Origin of the sequence: Nocardia brasiliensis ATCC 700358 (assembly GCF_000250675.2) — a bacterium.
Lineage (GTDB): Bacteria > Actinomycetota > Actinomycetes > Mycobacteriales > Mycobacteriaceae > Nocardia > Nocardia brasiliensis_B.
Genome location: NC_018681.1, coordinates 5,190,378 through 5,209,280 on the forward strand (window position 1 = coordinate 5,190,378; position 18,903 = coordinate 5,209,280).

14 protein-coding genes are annotated in these 18,903 nt (G+C 67.8%); 5 read left to right on the top strand and 9 right to left on the bottom strand.

The genetic code is table 11. The annotated features are described in order from the left end of the window. Window positions 1–2 precede the first annotated feature (2 nt). Both O3I_RS22845 and O3I_RS22850 read right to left on the bottom strand, forming a co-directional pair. A complete protein-coding gene (locus O3I_RS22845; protein ID WP_014985351.1) occupies window positions 3–1,337 on the bottom strand; it encodes a MupA/Atu3671 family FMN-dependent luciferase-like monooxygenase in 1,335 nt (444 codons plus the stop codon). Further along, window positions 1,334–3,031, bottom strand: coding sequence for a fatty acyl-AMP ligase (locus O3I_RS22850; RefSeq protein ID WP_014985352.1), 1,698 nt, complete (start codon window positions 3,029–3,031; stop codon window positions 1,334–1,336). The genes O3I_RS22845 and O3I_RS22850 overlap by 4 nt, the downstream gene beginning before the upstream one ends. 691 nt (window positions 3,032–3,722) lie before the next feature. On the opposite strand from O3I_RS22850, the gene O3I_RS22855 reads away from it, so the two are divergent. Continuing rightward, a complete protein-coding gene (locus tag O3I_RS22855; RefSeq protein WP_041564189.1) occupies window positions 3,723–5,708 on the top strand; it encodes a leucine--tRNA ligase in 1,986 nt (661 codons plus the stop codon). Window positions 5,709–5,884: 176 nt separating this feature from the next. Next, window positions 5,885–8,596 carry an ATP-binding protein gene (locus tag O3I_RS22860; protein WP_014985354.1) on the top strand — a complete coding sequence of 904 codons (2,712 nt, stop codon included), beginning with the start codon at window positions 5,885–5,887 and terminating at the stop codon, window positions 8,594–8,596. 18 nt (window positions 8,597–8,614) lie between these two features. Here O3I_RS22860 and O3I_RS22865 read toward each other — a convergent pair whose 3' ends face one another. Further along, window positions 8,615–9,571, bottom strand: a complete 957-nt coding sequence (locus tag O3I_RS22865; RefSeq protein WP_014985355.1) for a GlxA family transcriptional regulator — start codon at window positions 9,569–9,571, stop codon at window positions 8,615–8,617. Window positions 9,572–9,663: 92 nt separating this feature from the next. On the opposite strand from O3I_RS22865, the gene O3I_RS22870 reads away from it, so the two are divergent. Then, window positions 9,664–10,275 (top strand): cyanamide hydratase, encoded by a 612-nt coding sequence (locus O3I_RS22870; RefSeq protein ID WP_014985356.1) that lies wholly within the window; start codon window positions 9,664–9,666, stop codon window positions 10,273–10,275. On the opposite strand, the gene O3I_RS22875 is transcribed toward O3I_RS22870, so the two are convergent. Beyond that, window positions 10,262–10,975 (bottom strand): class I SAM-dependent methyltransferase, encoded by a 714-nt coding sequence (locus O3I_RS22875; protein WP_235210881.1) that lies wholly within the window; start codon window positions 10,973–10,975, stop codon window positions 10,262–10,264. The two genes, O3I_RS22870 and O3I_RS22875, sit on opposite strands and share 14 nt — an antisense overlap. A gap of 237 nt (window positions 10,976–11,212) precedes the next feature. Beyond that, window positions 11,213–12,082 carry an SGNH/GDSL hydrolase family protein gene (locus O3I_RS22880; protein WP_141692043.1) on the bottom strand — a complete coding sequence of 290 codons (870 nt, stop codon included), beginning with the start codon at window positions 12,080–12,082 and terminating at the stop codon, window positions 11,213–11,215. Window positions 12,083–12,179: 97 nt separating this feature from the next. Between O3I_RS22880 and O3I_RS22885 the strand changes: the two genes are divergently transcribed. After that, window positions 12,180–12,749: a QsdR family transcriptional regulator gene (locus O3I_RS22885; protein ID WP_202804865.1), complete on the top strand. Its 570-nt coding sequence runs from the start codon at window positions 12,180–12,182 to the stop codon at window positions 12,747–12,749. A gap of 13 nt (window positions 12,750–12,762) precedes the next feature. Here the strand turns inward: O3I_RS22885 and O3I_RS46410 are convergent, their stop codons facing one another. Beyond that, the gene (locus tag O3I_RS46410; RefSeq protein WP_237748113.1) at window positions 12,763–13,344 is read right to left on the bottom strand and encodes a CGNR zinc finger domain-containing protein; all 582 of its coding nucleotides are present in this window, start codon (window positions 13,342–13,344) and stop codon (window positions 12,763–12,765) included. Between the two features lie 122 nt (window positions 13,345–13,466). Here O3I_RS46410 and O3I_RS22895 point away from each other — a divergent pair, with 122 nt between their 5' ends. Beyond that, the gene (locus O3I_RS22895; protein ID WP_014985361.1) at window positions 13,467–14,357 is read left to right on the top strand and encodes an alpha/beta fold hydrolase; all 891 of its coding nucleotides are present in this window, start codon (window positions 13,467–13,469) and stop codon (window positions 14,355–14,357) included. Between the two features lie 31 nt (window positions 14,358–14,388). On the opposite strand, the gene O3I_RS22900 is transcribed toward O3I_RS22895, so the two are convergent. Genes O3I_RS22900 through O3I_RS22910 form a run of 3 tightly spaced genes read right to left on the bottom strand, consistent with a single transcriptional unit; the run spans window position 14,389 to window position 18,892 of the window. Next, on the bottom strand, window positions 14,389–15,378 hold the full coding sequence (locus O3I_RS22900) for an ABC transporter substrate-binding protein (protein ID WP_014985362.1): 990 nt from the start codon (window positions 15,376–15,378) through the stop codon (window positions 14,389–14,391). After that, on the bottom strand, window positions 15,375–17,117 hold the full coding sequence (locus tag O3I_RS22905; RefSeq protein WP_014985363.1) for an ABC transporter ATP-binding protein: 1,743 nt from the start codon (window positions 17,115–17,117) through the stop codon (window positions 15,375–15,377). The genes O3I_RS22900 and O3I_RS22905 overlap by 4 nt, the downstream gene beginning before the upstream one ends. After that, window positions 17,114–18,892 carry an ABC transporter ATP-binding protein gene (locus O3I_RS22910; RefSeq protein WP_014985364.1) on the bottom strand — a complete coding sequence of 593 codons (1,779 nt, stop codon included), beginning with the start codon at window positions 18,890–18,892 and terminating at the stop codon, window positions 17,114–17,116. Before O3I_RS22910 ends, O3I_RS22905 begins: the two co-directional genes overlap by 4 nt. Window positions 18,893–18,903 lie beyond the last annotated feature (11 nt).

Consider the following 18,903-nt stretch of genomic DNA (forward strand, 5'->3'; position numbering starts at 1 on the left):
GCTCAAAGAGAACGTGCGTGGTGCGCGAGGGTGGCCAGCGACTCGAGCCCCGCGCGCACGGCCGACTCGGCGACACCGAAGTCGATGAGGCAGGCGATCTCGTCGGCGCCCGCGTGGTGCAGGCTCGCCACCATCGGCAGTGCCGAATCGGGCGTGCCGAACAGCCCGCTGGTGCGGTAGTACCGCTCGAAGGCGAAGTCCAGCACCTTGTTTCGCGTCCGGTCGTCCAACTCGTCGAGGGCTTGCGCGCCGCGCCGCCACAGGTCGACCGAATCGGCGAGGTAATTCTTGAACGGCCCCTGCACGGTCTGCCGCACGGCGGTGTCGTCGGCACCGACGAAGGTGTGCAGCATGACGGTGACCCGGCCGCCGGCGGCGTCGTGGCCGTGCCGGGCACGGGCCTTGCGATAGGCGGTGATCTTGTCCGCCAGCTCGTCCACGTCCTGAAAGAGCAAGGCGGTGAGCACATTCGCGCCGAGTTCGCCCGCCATCTCGAAGCGCTGCACGCCCCCGCTACAGGTCACCCAGGTGGTCAGGTCCGGCTGGATGGGGGTGGGAAAGATGCGCACCGAACGTGGTTCACCCGCGCCGTTCGGCAGCGAGATCGGTTCGCCGCGCCACAGCTGCCGTACGGTCTGCATGCCCTCGCGCATCACCTCGACCCTGCTGCGGTAGCGGTCGGGCGCCAGCACGAAGTCGTCGGGGTTCCAGCCCGTGGCGAACGCGACGTCGACTCGACCGTCGGACAGGTTGTCGACTACCGACCAGTCCTCGGCGACCCGTACCGGATCGTGCAGCGGCAGCACCACGCTGCCCGCCCTGATCCGCACCCGCTCGGTGACCGGCGCCAGCGCCGCCGCCAGCACGGCGGGGTTCGGGTAGAGGCCACCGAACTTGTGAAAGTGCCGTTCCGGCAACCAGATCGAGGAGAAGCCGTGTGCGTCGGCGAACCGCGCGCTGTCGAACAACAGCTGGTAACGCTGCGCACTACGCTGCTGCGCGTCGCTGGCGAAGAAGAACAGGCCGAACTCCACGGCCGCACCGGCCCGGCGATCCGGCGCGCACGAGGCCACGGTTGCGGCGACGGCACCGGCCTCGCCCTGGTTGACCACCTCGTCGACCAGATCGGCGACGCACATGTCGCCGTAGATGTCCTCCGCGGACACCTCGATGCCGAATCGGTCCTCGAGAATCGTCAACAGCTCGGCCGCCTTGACCGAGTCGAGGCCCAGCGCGGTGAGCGGTGTCCGCGGATCTATCTGCTCGAGTCCCAGACGCTGCTTTGCCCAGCCGAGGAAGAACGTCGTGGTGTCGGCGCGGCCCTGCGGCTCGCTCATATGGCCCTCGATCCGATCTCGTTGGCGTACAGGTGACGTAGCTGCGAGCGCCGGATCTTCCCGCTGGTCGTTTTCAGCACCTTGCCCTTGTCGACGAATATCACTCGGTACAGCGCCACGGCATGATCCCGGCTGACCGCGGACCTGATCGATTGCTCGAGCGCGGCCACAGTGTCGTCCGCGATTTCCTCATCGAGTTCCTGCACGACGATCAACCGCTCTTCACCGTTCACCTCGGTCGACAATGCGGCACAGCCCCCGCGACGCAATCGCGGATGAGTGGACTCGATACTCCACTCGATGTCCTGCGGGAACAGATTCCGCCCGTTGATGATCATCACCTCTTTGAGCCGGCCGCAGACAAAAAGGTGCCCGTCGGCCAAGAAACCGAGATCGCCGGTGCGCAGATATGGCGTATCGGCCTCGCCCGCGATTTCTGCCGCAAAGGCCCGCTCACTCTCCTCGGATTTGTTCCAGTAGCCGGCGGTGACGCTTTCACCGGTCAACCAGATTTCGCCGACCCGGCCGGGATCCGATCGCCGCGACGTCACCGGATCGATCACCGCCGCCGTCGCGGCCCCGACCGGGCCCAGATCGACCAATTCGCGTCCGTTCGGCGTCGCGACGACGAAACCCTTTTCCAGTTCCTCGTTCGCGAACGAGCGCGTGCGCAGACCCGAACCGGCCGGCCCGCCGCTCACATACAAAGTCGCCTCGGCAAGTCCATAGCCGGGGAAGAAACTCTCCCGGCGAAAACCGCTGACGGCGAATTTGTCGGCGAAGCGGCGCAGAATGATCGGATTGACCGGCTCCGCGCCGACGAACGCGACGTCCCACCGCGACAGATCCAGTTCTTCGGCCTCGGCCGCCGACACCCGCTCGGCGCAGATGCCGAATGCCAGATTCGGCCCGCCCGCAGTGGTATTCGCCTGCTCGGCCACCGCGCGCAGCCAGGTCAGCGGCTTGCGCAGGAAGGTCAGCGGCGCCATGAGCGTCGCCGGGTATCCGGCGAAGAGCGGCGAAAGAATGCCCAGCACCAGGCCCATATCGTGCGAGGGCGGCAGCCAGTGGACCGCCGAACTACGCTCGGTGTGCCCGAAGGCGCGCCGCTGGCATTCCAGGTTGTGCATCAGATTGCGATGCCGCACCACCACGCCCTTCGGGCTGCCGGTGGAGCCGGAGGTGTATTGCAGATGTGCCACCTCGTTTTCGGTCGGGAGCGGCGTGTCGAGCAGCTCCCTGGCACCGCCGCCCTCGATCCCCGTGCTGTCGAGGATCCGCTCGTCGGGCCAACCGAGCAGCTCACGGGCCACCGCGGCGACCTGCTGCGGCGCGATGACGGCCGCCGCGCCACTGTCGCGGGCGATCGCCGCCACGGTCTCGGAATGCCGTTGCCCGGTCGGCACGTACAGCGGTACGGCGACCCGGCGGATCAGCAGACAGGCGAAGTAGGCGTGCACCATGTCCAGACCGGGCGGGCAGAGCAACAGGACGCGGTCACCCGGCGCGCTCACTTCTTGCAACCGCGTCGCCAAGCCGACCACACGATCCAAGAGCCGCCCGTAATCCTCTGTTTCGCGGTGCCCGTCTGCGTCGAGAAAGGTGTAGCCGACTCGGTGGGGATCTTCGACACCACGACGCACCAAGACGTCCGCCAGCGTCGACGGACGTTCCGATATTTGTTCGTAACTCATCGACCTTCGACCTCCCGAGTCAGCTACAGCCACACTGGACGAACGATATTCAGGCCGGCCGAAGCCACCCCCCGGCAGCACGTATCGAACCGAGCCGATCGGCCTCCGAATGCCGCCGATACCGACAGCGAAAGTTACTACACCACCGCTCGTTACACGCGCCTCGTGCACTCGACTCCGGTCAGGGGAAAGCTCCGGGAACATTTCGTCAGCGGGACGGTAGGACGTATCGGACTGACGCCTATCACTGTTCTCCTTCCAGGGCGAGGCGCAACGGCAGCGGTCGAGTGTTCCTCCTAGTTCGTTACGGCCCCTGGCGCGGATGGGTAAGAGGTTGCGAGCGATTACGCCGAGTCAGCGGAGGTCTCGATGCACACGACAACGGAAATATCTTGCCGCTCGGCACGTGTCGCGATCGTTGTTATCCAATCGTGTCGGCCGAAACATCGGTGACGATCCCGCATCGGTACCGATATCGGGGTACTGACCGGCGGGGAAAAGCATTCGCACCACCGCGGCGGTGCGCGTTACGATGCGCGCATGACGTTCCTGGGGACAGCGCTTACCGGGCCGTGCTGACCCGGTTCTGAGCGGGCACAGTCAGCACGGCGGACCTCCTGCGGGAGGCGGTGCCCGCGTTCGACCCGCGACAGCTCGCGGGTCGATCCGGAGCTTGCGCCGTGAGGTGACCATGAACGACCACAGTGCCCCTGATGTCTACGACCCGGCCGCAATCATCGACAAGTGGACGCGGATATGGCGGCAGCGCCGCGTCTTCGACGCCGACGGGCGTACCCATGGTGACGATCGTCCCCGCTCCTACGTGGTGAGCATGTACTCGTACCCCTCGGGCGACCTGCACATGGGCCACGCCGAGGTGTACGCCATCGCCCGCTATCGACGCCTGCGAGGCGACGATGTGCTGCATCCGGTGGGCTGGGATTCGTTCGGGCTGCCCGCGGAGAACGCCGCCGTGAAACGGAACCGCGATCCGCGCCGCTGGACCTACGACAATATCGATGTCCAAGCCGAATCCTTTGCCCGGCTGGGTATCTCGTTCGATTGGCGAACCCGCCTGCACACCTCGGACGCGGACTACTACCGGTGGAACCAGTGGCTGTTCCTGCGCCTGTTCGAACGCGGCCTGGCCTATCGGAAGGCGGCCCCGGTGAACTGGTGCCCGAACGACCGGACCGTACTGGCCAACGAGCAGGTGGTGCGCGGACGATGTGAACGCTGCGGCAGCGCGGTGACGGTGCGTGAGCTGACCCAGTGGTTCTTCCGCATCACCGCGTACGCCGAACGCCTGCTCGACGACATGGCCGAACTGCAGGGCAAGTGGCCCGCCGAGGTACTGACCATGCAGCGCAACTGGATCGGGCGCTCGACGGACGCACAGACCGAAGGCCGCACGGCACCGGAGCCGACCGAGCAGGATGCCGGTGGGGCCGCGGTGACCTACCGGCTGCGGGACTGGCTGATATCGCGGCAACGCTACTGGGGCACGCCGATTCCGATCATCCACTGCACCGACTGCGGCGCGGTGCCGGTACCCGCGGCCGAGCTGCCGGTTCGATTGCCGGACAACGGTTATCAGCTGCGCCCTGCTGATGGCGTGCCACCGCTGGCCACCGCCCGCGCATGGCTGACTGTGCGCTGCCCGGCGTGCGGCGGCCCCGCCGAACGCGACACCGACACGATGGACACGTTCGTCGACTCGTCCTGGTATTTCCTGCGCTATCCGAATCCCCGATACACCGCAGGCCCGTTCGACCCCGACGGGGTGCGGCGCTGGCTGCCGGTGGACGAGTACATCGGCGGCCGCGAACATGCCACCGGCCATCTGATCTACGCGCGGTTCATCACCAAAGTGCTGTACGACTTGGGACTGGTGCCCTTCGTCGAGCCGTTCACCCGGCTGACGAATCAGGGCCAGGTGCTCATGGCGGGCAAAGCGATGAGCAAAAGCTTGGGCAACCTGGTGGATCTGCAGGATCAGATCGCCGCGCACGGACCGGATGCGGTGCGGGTGGCCATGCTGTTCGCGGGGCCGCCCGAGGACGATATCGACTGGGCCGATGTCGCGCCCGCGGCGGCGGCGAAGTGGCTGGGCCGGGTCTGGCGGCTCAGCGGCGATATCGCCGAGTCGCACGAAAACTCTTCTGCAGCAGGTGATCCTGTGGTGCGCCGAGGAGTACATCGACTGATCGACGCGGCCACCACCGCGATGGACGGCCGACGATTCAATGTGGCCATCGCCCGGATGATGATGTTGACTGCCACGCTGCGCAAGGCGATCGACAGCGGGCCCGGCGCGGCGGACCCGGCGGTCCGCGAAGGGGCCGAAGCCCTGGCCCGGATGCTGTCCTGCGTCGCGCCGTACACCGCGGAGGAGGCCTGGGAACGGCTGGGACGAGCGGCTTCGGTGACGGAATACAGTTGGCCGCACTGTGATTCCGCACTGATCGCCGCGGACAAGGTGACCTGCGTGGTGCAGGTGGCCGGTAAGGTACGCGACCGGCTGGAGGTGCCGGTCGACATCGATGCCGCGGCACTGCGCGCACTGGCGCTCGCTTCGGCGAAGGCCACCGCCGCCTTGCGCGGCGCGGGCATCGCCGACGTGATCGTGCGCGCCCCGAATCTGGTGAACATCGTCCCCGCAGAGTTGTGTTCGTAATCGGACGTGCCAGAGTTCTCGGCATTATTATCGGAACGGTGGGGAGAAGGCTGGCGCTGATTATCGGCTCCGAATGCGCCGCGCTCCCCCACCTCGGATTCCCCGCCCGTCTCGCCCCGGAAGTCGCTGCCGCACTTATCGATTACGGTCAGTGGCAACCGGCGATACCCAGCGGTATGACAATCGTGAATCCGACCGTCCGGAATTTACACACCGCATTGCGAGCGGCATTCGAGTCCGCGGCACAGCAGCGGGCAACGTTGCTGCTGTGGCTTATCGGGCACGGACTCAGCACCAATGGCGACTATTACTTCCTCGCCCACGACTCCCTCGAATCCGACGCCGACGGCAAGCCGATCCTGGACTCGCAGTACGCCGTGCACCTCGCGCAGACCCTCAAGGAACGGCTCAGCGGCTCGTCCGGGCTGGACGGCCTGGTGGTCGTGGTGGACACCTGCGAGGCCGCGGCGGTAGCCGACGCGGGGGCACGTAGCTGGCCGACCCTGATCCGGCAGGCGTCCGGCCGCGTGGACCTCCTGGTCGCCAGCGACGACGGCAACGCCTACAGCGGATGTTTCACCGAGACCATTCTCGCCACCTTTCGCACCGGCGTTCCCACCAGCGGCGAGAACCTACTGCCCGCGGACCTCCTGACGCCCGTCGCCCAGGCCTGCGCACACCAGCAGCCGCAGCACTTCTCGTTCGCCGCGGGATCGCCGGCGGCCGTCGCCGATCACGGATTGTGGCTGGTGCCCAATGTGACTCGGGCCCGCGACGCGGTGCGCGACCGCCCGGACGCCGGCACTGTCGACGAACTCGTCCGTGGCCTGCAGATCACCAAGACACTGCGGGGGCAGGTGAACACCGTGGCCGAGCACGGCAACGAGCGGTTGCGGATACTGCTCGGACCGGGTGGCAGCGGCAAGTCGACCGCCGTCGCCCTGCTGGTACGCCCCGACCTGCTCGGCCTCGAAACCGCCATCAGCGCAGCGCATATCGGCGCCGCCGTCTTCCTGACCGGTACCAGCACACTGCGCGCGATGACCGACGAACTGGCCGTCCAGCTCGAGCGCCGGGTGGCACTGCTCGTCGCCGCGGGTGAGCTCGAACCGGCCCCCGCCGCGCCCGTTGCCGGCGAATACCGCAAGGTGGCAGCGCGATTGGCGCGCGCACTCCGCACACTGGGCGACACCGGCCGCACCACCACACTTCTCGTCGACGGCCTCGATCTACCGACCGAGCACGGTCACCGCGACGAACTGTGGACCGCGATCGAAACACTGACCAGTCATGCCGATTTCGCGCACGTCCGGGTGATCGGCACCACCCGCAGCGACACCGACGCCCCGGCTTTGCCGGTGGCCCTTCGCATGTGGCGTTTCGAACTACCGATGCCGGGGGCGAGCGACATCGGCGCCTTCCTCTTGCGGCACGCACGCGACGAACAGGGCGCCCCGTGGCCGAGGTCCCGGGTCACGCGCGCGCTCACCGCCGTCGATCCCGGTGTCGTGACCGACGCGCCGTGGCCGGACCGCCCGTGGCGCGCGGTGGGCGGCTGGCTGCACGCCCGCTTGATCCTGCAGGTCGACCGATATCTGGTGGACGCCGACTTCACCGCGGGCCTCCCCATCGCCGTCCTCGTCCGGCATCGGCTCGGGCATCTGCAGTGGTCGCTGACCGGACCGCACGCGGAGGCGGTCGGGCTGCTGATCACCGTCGTGGTCGCCGCGGAAACCGGACCGGTACTGCCGATCGACGTAGTCCGGCTCGCGTTGCACGACCTCGGCGCTCGCACCATCGAGGAATCGCAGGTACGCGACCTGGCGGTCGGGCTCGGCGCGTTGCTCGCCCGGCGGCGCCCGGGCACCACCGGCGAACATCTCGGTGTGGCGCACACAGCGTTGAAAGACCCACTGCGCAAAGCGAATCCGCGTAAGGACGTGTCGAGCGTCCGCGCGCACCGGGCGATCATCGCCGCGCTCGGGCAGAGCGGCACCGCCGAAGCAGCCGCGTATCGGGAAGTCGCCGCCGTCCGGCACTACCTCGGTGCGGGCGATCCGGTCGGCGCCTTCGGCGCGCTGTACGCGCTGCCCTCCGCGTCGCGCGCGGAACGGATCGAGTTGTGGGAGGCGTGGCTGCCCAACTTCACCGCGCGCCTCGGCGCCGACCATCCCGAGACCCGGCGGGTGCGCGACACCCTCTCGGGGTGGCGGACCCCACCCGACCGGCCCGCGGGCCGCGGCCGCCCTCGTATCCCCCGCACCTTGATCGGCGCGGTGATCGTCGCCCTCGTGCTCGGCCTGTGGGGCACCTGCACGCGAATCATGCCCCCGCCCACCGAGATCGCCGCTACCGACAAAGTAGTACCCACCACCGCGACGCCGGAGGCCCCGGTGGCAGAGCCCGAACAACCTCCGGACGCCGTACCGACCCGCACCGGACAGCCACGGTCGGCCGCCCCGAGCGCGCCGCCGCCCACCACGACCCCCACCGCCGAACCTCCCGAATCGACAACCGTCACAACAAAAGTCGTCCCGATTCCGATTGTCCCGCCCACTACGACACCGAAGCCGCCACCGTGCACCCCGTACAACACGACCGTCTTCTACGACATCACTCAGGTCGGGAAAGCGGTCAAGAAGTACATCCCCTTCGCGTACATGGAGTGCGACAACCTGGCTGTGGTACAACTCGATGACGGGATGGACGGCGAGGCCTTCACCATCCTCGACGGCCAATGCCCACCGCCGCAGGGGAAAACGGACTGCTATCTGCGGGTCGTGTTCCACCCGCCCGATGTCGGACAGTTCGACGCCACGATAAAGATCAATCAGAAGAACGGGAACCCACGCCTGAAGATCACGCTGCACGGCACCGGGAAGGCATGAGGCGACCGCACCGCGCGCCTATCGCGCTTCGGCGTGGGTGGTGGCGAACCGGCGTTTGAACTCGGTGGGGGTGACGCCCAGGTGGCGGGCGAAAGCGCGGCGCAGGGTCTCGTCGCTGCCGAGGCCGCTGCGCCGGGCGGCGGCGGTGATGGTGTGGCCTTCGAGGAGCAGTTGCTGGGCGCGGTCGAGGCGGGTCCGCTCGATCCAGCGGGCCGGGGTCGTGCCGAGTTCGACATGGAAGAGCCTGGTCAGCTGACGGGTGCTCAGTGCGGTCGCCGCGGCGAGGGTGTCGAGGGAATGGGTGGCGGCGGGGTCGGCCAGGACGGCGTCGAGCGCGGCCCGCAACGTCGCGGTACGAGGGCGCGGGGTATCCAAGGCCGCGGAGAATTGGGACTGGCCGCCCGGCCGCTGCATGAACACGACCAGCTCGCGGGCGACCGAACGCGCGATGTCGGGGCCGTGATCGTGTTCTACCAGCGCGAGCGCCATATCGATGCCCGCGCTGACGCCCGCCGAGGTGAAGTAGCGGCCGTCTCCGATGTGCAGCGCGTCGGGCACGACGTCGATTCGCGGATAGCGGCGCGCGAGGATGGGCGCTTGCCGCCAATGCGTAGTGGCCCGGCGGCCGTCGAGTAAACCGAGTTCCGCCAGCACGAAGGCACCGGTGCACACCGCGGCGACGCGGCTCGCCATATCAGCGAGAAGGCTTGTGGTGCTCAGTATTTCATCATCTATCGCCGCGTAGGCGAGCGCGCCGCTACCGGGCACGATGAGCGTATCGATCGTGTCCACGTCGGCGACCGCGGTGGTGGCCAGAGCGATGTGCGCGGCGCTGGTGATCAGTCCACCGCGCGCGGAGATCAGCACCGATTCGTACAGATTGTCTACGCCGGCGGTGTGCAGGACCTCGACCGGCCCGGTGACGTCGAGGAGAGTGACCTGGTCGAAGACGAGGACGCCGACCCGATGCGTCATGTCCGAATCTGTGGTTCAGCTGTCCCGGATGACATGGCGGCAGTGTAGCGCGCCGCGGCATCGTGAGGTGACCGCGATACAAGGAGGAAGCAATGAGCGCGATCGAGCTGCCCGACGTCGAGACGGTGACAACGCGCGCCGCACGCGAGGTGGCGCGACAGTACTGCTCTCCGTCGTTGTTCCATCACTCTGCGCGAGCGTTCATCTGGGCGGCTTTGCTCGCGCAAGCGGAATCGATCACAGTCGACACAGAACTGCTCTATGTGGCGTCGATGTTCCACGACATCGGCCTGGCGGATGAATTCGACAGCTACGCAGTCGATTTCGAGGATGCGGGCGGGCATGTCGCCGCCGTGTTCGCCGCCGGCGCGGGCTGGTCCGAGCGGCGCAGGCGACGGCTGCACGAGATCATCGTGCGGCACATGTGGGACCACGTCGAGGTCGACCAGGATCCCGAAGGACACCTGCTCGCCCGCTCGACCGGAATCGATATCTCCGGACGGGAAGCCGACCTGATCCCGCTACCGGTCCGCGAGCAGGTCTTGACGCTCTGGCCCCGGCTGGAACTGGCCGACGAGTTCACCGACTGCTTCGATCGTCAGGCCGCACGCAAGCCCCGCAGCGCCGCCGCCGCGGCCATGCGAAACGGGTTGGCACGCAAGCTGCGCGCCAACCCGCTGCAGCGCGGGACTACACCCGCTTGACCTCGAGCAGCCAGACCGGCAGCAACATCCCGTCCTCACCCTCGAACTCCGGGAAGAGTTCTTCGCCGAGCAGATCCCAAAACGCTTGCGGCGGCTTGAGTGCGGAGATCTTGTCCCGCCGCAGCTCGAGAATCTCCCATGCCGGGGCGCAGAAAACCGCCCGATATTCTTCCTCGCCGAGCGTGTACGGAGCATAGGTGTCGCTGCCCGGCGACTTGGCGAAGCAGAATTGGATCAACCGGCCACCCGGGCGCAGCACGCGTACCAGTGCGTCCCAATGCGCTTTGCGCTGCTGTTCGTCGAGACAGTGCACGAGCGCGCTGCTCACAACCGTGTCGAACGATCCCTCGTATCCGCTGAGCACAGTCACGTCCGCGACGTCGAACGTGGCCGTGACGTTGCGCTCGGCCGCCAGGTCGCGGGCCTTGCCGATCACCGTCGGCGAGATGTCCACGCCCGTCACCCGATAGCCCAGTTCGGCCAGATAGACGGCGGTATCACCACGGCCGCAGCCGACGTCGAGCACGTCACCCTGCACGTGCCCGGCACGCTCGAGCTCGACCAGAATCGGTTGCGGTTTGTCGATCTCCCACGGCAGCTTCTCCATGACGACGCCCGGGCCGAGAACCCCGGTGGAGTAAGCCTCCTCGAAATCGACCTTTGTCGGATCCATAGCCAGTTTTGCGTTACCTTCGGTCACGACGACCACCCCTTCACCTAGTTACGAATTCAACACTCGAACCATATCCAGAACGGAGCGGTGGTGAATGCAGCTGCGGCGGACTCTGTCACCTCTCGAGAATTCCGCACGCGAACTCGCCACTAACCGAAACCCTAAGCAGGCCAACACATCTGCGTTGACCTGCACGTTCGCCCAGGGCCCTTGACAAAGCGCAATTCGGCTGCACCCATTTTCGCCGGATATTTCGATCCAGGGTTAACCGCGCAGCGTGGCGAGCACTTGGCGCGCTTGGTTTTGCGCGCCGAGTGCGTTCGGGTGCACCGGGGCGGCCAGGTCGGTGGGGACGGGACCTTCTATCCATTTCGTGCCCGGCGCTCGGCACATGTCATGGCCGATACTGCCGGTGTAGGTGTCCACGTACGTCGCACCGTGTTTCGCCGCCTGCTCGGCGAGCACCCGGTTGAGCAGCTTGGTGCCTTCGCGCAGGAACGGCACGTCACCATCGGAGATCGGCACGATCGGCCAGCAGCCGGGGCCGGTTTCGGGCAACAGCGCCGGATAGCCGACCAGCAGCACCTTCGCCTTCGGCGACCGAGTGCGGATACCGTCGAGCACCGCACCGAGGTCGGGACCGATGGCGCGAATCTGTTCGGCCATCCGGTTCGTGCCGTCCTGTGTGTAGTAGTCCTTGCAGGGCGAACCGTGCGGTATCGACGCGCCACGCACCGCGCAATTGAACATGATCTCGAAGGCGGGCACATCGTTACCGCCGAGGCCGAGCGTCACCAGCGTCGTGTCCGGCCGCAACGCGGCGAACTGCGGCGGGTTCCCGGCCGGGAGTTGCGCGCCGGTCATGTCGTCCGTGGCCGCGCCGGCACAGCTGACATCGGTGAAGGACTTGGGTTTCAGCGCTGCCGCAACGAGATTCGGGTAGTTCCGGCTGGACCTGACGCAGCGCGCGTCGGCCACCGGCAAGAACGATCCCGCGGTATAGGAATCGCCGAGCGAAACGTAAGACGGGTAGGCGGGCGCAGCCGCGTCCGGGGTGGCCGAAACCGCCGGAGCGGCAACAGTACCCGCGACGAGGGCGAGCAGAATGAAGAGGAAGGCTGGTTGCTTGAACATCGAATTCTCCCGTGCGATCCGGAGTGAATCGGCCATGGCGTGCGATCCGCCAGGCTGGGACACGTAACCAATGGTGTCCCATGCCACACTAGAATTGATGATGTCGCTACCGCTAGATTCCCCAGCTCCCCAGTTGACCGAGTCGGATGCCGTCCTGCGTGCCGCGGTGGAAATGTTCCGGCGCGACGGCTGGATCGACGTCAGAGCACTGGCCGCCGCGGCGGGTATCGGCCGCTCGACGCTGTATCGGCGCTACGGTGATCGCAACCGGATCATCGGCGAGGCCATCTGGGCGATCGCCACCGCCGGGTTCGAGGACATCCGCCGCGAATGCGGCGGCCAGGGGGCGGACGGGATCGCCGAAATGATCCGGCGCAGCCTGCATTTCGCCGCCGGTCACCCGGCCATGCGCACCTTCGTCGCACAGCACACCGACACCGCGCTGCGCGTGCTCACCTCGCGCGACGGGGTGATCCAGCGCCGGTTCGTCGCCACCTTCGCCCAACTCATCCGCGACGACGTCGGCGAATTCGACGATATCGACCCGCATTCCCTCGCCTACGCCGTCATCCGGATCGGCGAATCCTTCTACTTCCGCGAGCTGATCACCGGCGAACCCGACGATATCGACGCCGCGGCCGCCGTGATCCGCCGGATGCTGAGATAGGCGCGGCCGGTGTTCAGCGGACCTGCCCGCGATGGCGCGAAACCTTCTCCCGGTTCCCGCACACCTGCATGCTGCACCAGCGGCGTTTTCCCCCGCGCGACGTGTCGAGGAAGAGCCAGGCACAGCGGGGACAGGACCGCAGGCGGTCGCGCGGGAGGGTGTAAAAGGCTTCGACGGCGAGCAGGGCGAGCAAAGCGGTGACGGCGTCGGGATCCCGCCATCGGGCGAGGGTGAAGTGTGGCCTGGTGCCATCCAATCTCATTGCGCTGATGGACAATCCACTCCCCGCGGTCGCCAAGAGCACACCGAACGCCTGAGCGTCGGGGTTCCCGCCCGCGACGATCGACCCGAAGAGCTCAGCCGCGGCCTCCCGCACCGCGTGCACCCGCGCGACGAACGGCTCCGCTTCGATCGCGGCGACCGCCGTGGCCGCGCGAGTACCGGCGAGCCCCGTCGCCACCAGCCAGTTTCCGATATCGCGAGCAGATCCGAGCAGCTCGTTATCGGGCTCGGGTACCCGGCGATCGAACACCGCGTTCGCGAGGTCGAGGGCGGGATGTCCGCCGATGAAATGCTCCGGTACCCATTGCGTCACCGCATACTCCACGGGTCGTAACCTCATTTTGCATGTTTAGCAGTTACTCGATCGGTAACCCCTATAAGCATAGTATCCGGTAGGCGGGGCGCTCGTCAGGCCGGAGAAGGGAGTGCTGCGAGATGCAGAACCATCGGCACAAGACCCGGCACGAGACGATCGAGGTCCAAGGTCTGGACATCTTCTACCGGCATGCGGGCGACCCGGAAGATCCGGCGATCCTGCTGCTGCACGGCTACCCGAATTCGTCGCACGCGTATCGCGACATCATCGAGCCGTTGGCGGACACCGCCTATGTCGTCGCGCCGGACCTGCCCGGCTCCGGGTTCTCCGCCACACCGGATCCCGAGGCCTACGACTACACGTTCGCGCACCTCGCCGATACGGTCGAGGCGTTCCTCGCCGAGCTGCAGGTGGACCAGTTCTATTTGTACGTCACCGATTTCGGCACACCGGTGGGCTACCATCTCGCCACCCGCCACCCGGGTCGGATCCTCGGCTTGATCGTGCAGAACGGCAACGCCCACGACGAGGGGCTGGGGCCGGACTGGGACGCCCCGAAGGCATACTTCGCCGACCCCACCGCTGCGACCAAGGCCGCGCTACCCGAGTGGATGAACCTCGAGACCACCCGGCAGCAGTACATCGGTGCGCAACCCGAGCGCCTGGCGCGGCTCTATCCTCCGGAAAGCTGGCAGTTCGACTGGGATCGCCTGTCCCGGCCCGGCATCATGGACATCCAGTTCGAGATCTTCGCCGACTACGGCGCACACATCGCCCGCTTCCCGGCTCTGCGCGCCTACCACCACGAGCACCAGCCACCGTGCCTGCTGCTGTGGGGCAGACATGATCCGTTCTTCGAGATGGACGAGATCATGGCCTATCACCGTGACCTGCGATCGCTGGAGATCCACGTCTTCGAAAGCGGGCACCAGCTCCTGGAAACCCATCACGACGAATGCGCGACGCTGGTGACCCGCTTCACGGGCGAAGTGGCGGCGGGGCGAGTCTAGTTCCCGGCGAGGAGGTTTGGCGGCGCGCGGTTCACGGCCCGTCTCGCGTCAGCCGGGCCCACAGCGCGGGGCCGTCCGATTCGGTCGCGACGCGGCCGGTGCCGAACAGGATCGCCGCGAGGTCGTTGAGCACCCACAGGTGATTCAGCGGACCGACGCCGAACCAGGCGGAGAAGTCCACCTCCCCGGTCACCGCGGCCGAGGTGTCCAGCAACGGATTCCGCAGTGGTGAGATCGCCCCGGCGGAGATCGAGCCGACGAACGCGATGATGATCTGCGCGGCCTGCTCGTCGAGTTTCTCCGGCGAAACCCGTTCGTATCCCCACTGGTTGCCCTTCGACGCGTGCGACGGCGGGCGCGTCAAGCCGAGGCCGGTGAGGATCGGGCCGAAGCCGCGCGCGTTGCCGTAGCGGCAGTAGGAGTCCGCGCCGCAGGCCGACAACGCCGAGACGGACGCGCCCGCGAACTCCGAGTCCCGGATGCGCTGCGCCAGCTCGTGTTCCGCCGTGTCGAGGCGTCGTGTCACCGCCCGCGCCTGTTCCTGATGGCCGGTCACAGCGCCCAACGTGTCGAGTTCATCTGCCAGAAAAGGCAATTCGGGCAGCAGCACAACGGGGGCGATGGCGCCGAGCTTCGGCACGATTTCGTCGCTCCCGGTGCGCGGTAGGCCGACGATGAGATCCGGTTCAGCCGCGGCGATCAGCTCAGCATTGCCGGGCTCGATCAGTTCGACCCCGGCTTGTTCCAGGATCGAATAGGCGGCTGCGACGAAAGGATCGGTGGCGTACGCGTATTTTCCCGCGTGGACTGGAACCACGCCCAGGGCCAGGAGATTCACCGCGGTCTGATAGTCCAACGCCAAGATTCCGGTATCGGTGACAGGCACAGTGGTTTCGCCGTTCGCCGTTGCCACCGTGACCGTTTCGGCCGCCGGTCCGGACCCGGGCGGCGCGGCGGTGGCGCAGGCGGCGAACGGCACGACCGAGGCGAGCAGCATGGCGAGCAGGCGCGGGCGCGTCATCGGTGGCTCGCGATGCGCCAGTGCCGGGCTCGCTCGTACTGGTCACTGAGCCTCGCGAAGGTACCGCCCGTGCGCAAGAGTTCTGCGGGCGTACCGCTTTCAACGACGCGTCCGCCGTCGAGGGCAACCACGCGATCGGCGGCGGCCAGAGTGGCGGGCCGGTGCGCGATCACGATCACGGTACGGTCAGGGTCCGCACCCAGGTTGGCGATCGCCTGCGTGATCGCGGCCTCGTTCTCCGGATCGAGCGCGGAACCGGCCTCGTCGACGAGCACGATCCGCGCCCGCTTCAGGATCGCCCTGGCGATCGCGACACGCTGCCGCTCACCGCCGGACAGTTGCGCACCCGCCTCCCCCACGCGTGTCTGCCAGCCGTCCGGCAGGCGCTCGATCACCTCGTCCAGGCGCGCGGCGGCGGCCGCGGCGGCGAGTTCGTCCCAGGACGCCGCCGGATGCGCCAGGCGCAGGTTGTACTCGATGGTGTCGTCGAACAGGTAGACGTCCTGGAAGACGATGGCGATCTCGTCGAGCAGGGCGGCCGGATCCAGTTCGCGGACATCGGCTCCGCCCACCAGTACCTGCCCCGCGTCGACGTCGAAGAACCGGGCGATGAGCCGGGTCACCGTCGTCTTGCCCGAGCCGGAGGGGCCGACGAGCGCGGTGATGGTGCCGGGCGCGAACCGCATCGATGCCGCGTGCAACGCGGGGTCCGCACCGCCGGGATAGGTGAAATCGACTCGGATGAACTCGATTTCGGCCGATTCGATAGTCGTCTTCGGTGCGTCGGGCACCGGCAGCGTCGGCGTGGCCAGCAACCCTTCCAGTCGGGTGATCTTGTTGGTGAGCGCGCGCAGCGCACCGATGAGGTCGATGAGATTGCCGAGCGGTTGCAAGAACCGGGCGGCCAGCACCAGTAGCGCGATCGTCTCGGCGACCGTGTTGCGCCCGCTGAGCATCAGTTCGGCCGCGAGTACCAGCACCGCGACGAATCCGGCCGCGACCACCGCCGTGTAGCCGAAGAACGGCCGACGGGCGCGTCGCATGCCCTCGCGGTAGGTCTCCCGGTGGTCCTCGAGCGCGGCCCGCATCCGGGGTGTGCCGTCGGCCTGGCCCGCGGCGCGCAGGACCGGCTGGGCCTGACCGAGTTCGATCGCCCGGCTCGCCACCGCGGTCGAGGCGCGTTCCAGCGCTATCTCGGCGTCGGCGGCGACTCGTGCGGCGTGCTGCAACGCCCATCCGGCGGCCAGCGCGATCGCACACAGCAGCAGCGCCATCCGCCAGTCCACCACGAAGGTCACCGCGACGATCGTCGCGGGCAGCAGAGTGGACGTGATGGCCGGCCCGCCGATCGTGACGGCCAGCTGTGCGGCATCGCCGACGTCCGCGGTGACCCCGCGCGCGAGCCGCGCCTTGTGCTCGGCGGTGAACCAACCCAGCGGCAGGGTACTCACGTGACGCATCAGGCGCTTTCGCAGTTGCACGCCGAGCATGCCGCCCGCCGCGAAACCCACCGGCGTGGCCACGATGCTCAACACGGCGTAGGCGACGGTGCCGAGCGCGCCGAGCACCAACCACGGTGTGGCCCCGGCGATATCGGGCTCGGGGCGCACCACGGCGGCCAGAATCGGCACGAGCAGGCCGAGCAGCAGACCTTGTAGTACCGCCTGCGCCGCCGTGAGCAACCACAGCCGAGCCAGCAGCCGCGGGTCCGGCCACAATCGGTACAACCGGCGGATCATGCGAGCACCCCTTCCTGCGCGGCCCACATCCGCGCGTAAAGCCCACCGTGCCTGAGCAATTCGTTGTGGTCGCCGTGCTCGACCAGCCGTCCGTGGTCGAGCACGAGGATCTGGTCCGCGCCGGCGATGGTGTGCAGCCGGTGCGCGATCACGATCACCGTCTTGCCGATCGCCAAGGCGGCCAACGCATCCTGGACCGCCGCCTCGCTGTCGGGATCGAGCGCGGCCGTCGCCTCGTCCAGGACGACGATCGGGGCCTCGGACAGGATGGCGCGCGCGATCGTCAGGCGTTGGCGCTCACCGCCGGACAACCCGCCGCCGCCCGCGTCGAGCAGCGTGTCGTAGCCCTGCGGCAGGCGTTCGATCACCTCGTGCACGTGGGCCGCGGCCGCCGCCCGGCGCACCTGTGCGTCGTCGGCGTCGGGTCTGCCGATCCGGATGTTCTCCAACACGCTGTCGCGCAACAGCGTTACGTCCTGGAACACCAACGACATCGAGGCGAGCAGCTCGGCCGACGGGATCGAACGCACATCGACCCCACCGATGCGGATCAGCCCAGCCGACACATCGTAGAAGCGCGGCAGCAGGCTCGCCAGCGTCGTCTTGCCCGCACCCGAGGGCCCCACGATCGCGGTCACCCGTCCCGGCGCGCAGACGGCGCTCACGTTTTCCACCGCGTTGGTCACCCCGTCGTAAGAGAAGGTGACGCGGTCGAACCCGACGCTGTACCCGCCCGGCGAGCGCGGCTCAGCCGGCTCGGGCAGGGGCGAACGGGCCAGCAGCCGTTCGATATTCGCCGCCCCCATCCGCCCCTTGCGGATCCCCTGGGTAGCCGACACCGCGGGCAGGATCGAGGCGGGCAGGCCGACCGCGACGACCAGGAACGCCACCAGATCCGCGACCGGGAGCGTGCCGCGGGCGACGAAGATCAGCCCGGCGGTGGCCACCGCCGCGAGCACCGCCATCTCCGAGCCGAGCAGCCGCGACGCCGCCGAGCTGTAGCGCACCTCGGCGACCCAGTCCGCGAAGGCCTGCGCGTACTCCTCGACGGCGGCGTCGAAGCGGCGCAGCACCTCTCCTCCGGTGCCGAACGCCTTGACCACTTGAATCCCGTCTGCGTACTCCACGCTCGCCGCGCTGATGCGTCCTTCGGCGGCGATCAGCCGGTTCACGTGAGTCGTCATCGACCGCATCGACACGCGGTAGCAGATCCCCATCACGACGAGCACGCCCAGCGCGATCAGCGCCAGGACCGGATCCACGAAGAACAGGTAGCCGGTCGCCACCACGGTCACGGTGGCCGCGGCGGTCAATTGCCCGAGCGCGTGCGCGATGACCTCGTGCATCTCTTCCAGATCGCCGGTCATCGCGCGCTTGACCCGGCCCGAACCCACGGCGCGAAACCAGCCCAGCGGTAAGGCACCCAGATGCCGCACGATCCGCACGCGCAGCTCGTGCAGTATGGCGGCGTCCGCGTAGTGGCCGAGCCGCGAGGACTGCACGAACATCAGCAACCACACCGCCGCGCCCGCGGCGCCGACGCCGATCCAGGCCCGGACGGCCGTGTGCGCGCCGGTCGGGTCGTCGAGCATGACCCGGGCGATCTCGGCGACGGCGAGATAGGGCACCAGACCCGCGGCAGCGCCGAGCGCCGACATGAGTCCGCAACCGATGAGATGCGGGCGCACCGGTGCCAGAAGGCGCGCCAGTGCACCGGGTTTCGCGAGCCCGGGTGGCCGGTCACCCGCCGAGGCGGTGTTGGTTGCCGTGTCCATAGGTCTGTGTT

Bases quoted from the DNA above. Each gene is read 5' to 3' on its own strand.
- O3I_RS22905 (WP_014985363.1), bottom strand. From the start codon at position 17,117: ATGATCCGCCGGTTGTACCGATTGTGGCCGGACCCGCGGCTGCTGGCT.
- O3I_RS22855 (WP_041564189.1), top strand. From the start codon at position 3,723: ATGAACGACCACAGTGCCCCTGATGTCTACGACCCGGCCGCAATCATC.
- O3I_RS22900 (WP_014985362.1), bottom strand. From the start codon at position 15,378: ATGACGCGCCCGCGCCTGCTCGCCATGCTGCTCGCCTCGGTCGTGCCG.
- O3I_RS22860 (WP_014985354.1), top strand. From the start codon at position 5,885: ATGACAATCGTGAATCCGACCGTCCGGAATTTACACACCGCATTGCGA.
- O3I_RS22845 (WP_014985351.1), bottom strand. From the start codon at position 1,337: ATGAGCGAGCCGCAGGGCCGCGCCGACACCACGACGTTCTTCCTCGGC.
- O3I_RS22885 (WP_202804865.1), top strand. From the start codon at position 12,180: ATGATGTCGCTACCGCTAGATTCCCCAGCTCCCCAGTTGACCGAGTCG.
- O3I_RS22910 (WP_014985364.1), bottom strand. From the start codon at position 18,892: ATGGACACGGCAACCAACACCGCCTCGGCGGGTGACCGGCCACCCGGG.
- O3I_RS22850 (WP_014985352.1), bottom strand. From the start codon at position 3,031: ATGAGTTACGAACAAATATCGGAACGTCCGTCGACGCTGGCGGACGTC.
- O3I_RS22895 (WP_014985361.1), top strand. From the start codon at position 13,467: ATGCAGAACCATCGGCACAAGACCCGGCACGAGACGATCGAGGTCCAA.
- O3I_RS22880 (WP_141692043.1), bottom strand. From the start codon at position 12,082: ATGTTCAAGCAACCAGCCTTCCTCTTCATTCTGCTCGCCCTCGTCGCG.
- O3I_RS22865 (WP_014985355.1), bottom strand. From the start codon at position 9,571: ATGACGCATCGGGTCGGCGTCCTCGTCTTCGACCAGGTCACTCTCCTC.
- O3I_RS22870 (WP_014985356.1), top strand. From the start codon at position 9,664: ATGAGCGCGATCGAGCTGCCCGACGTCGAGACGGTGACAACGCGCGCC.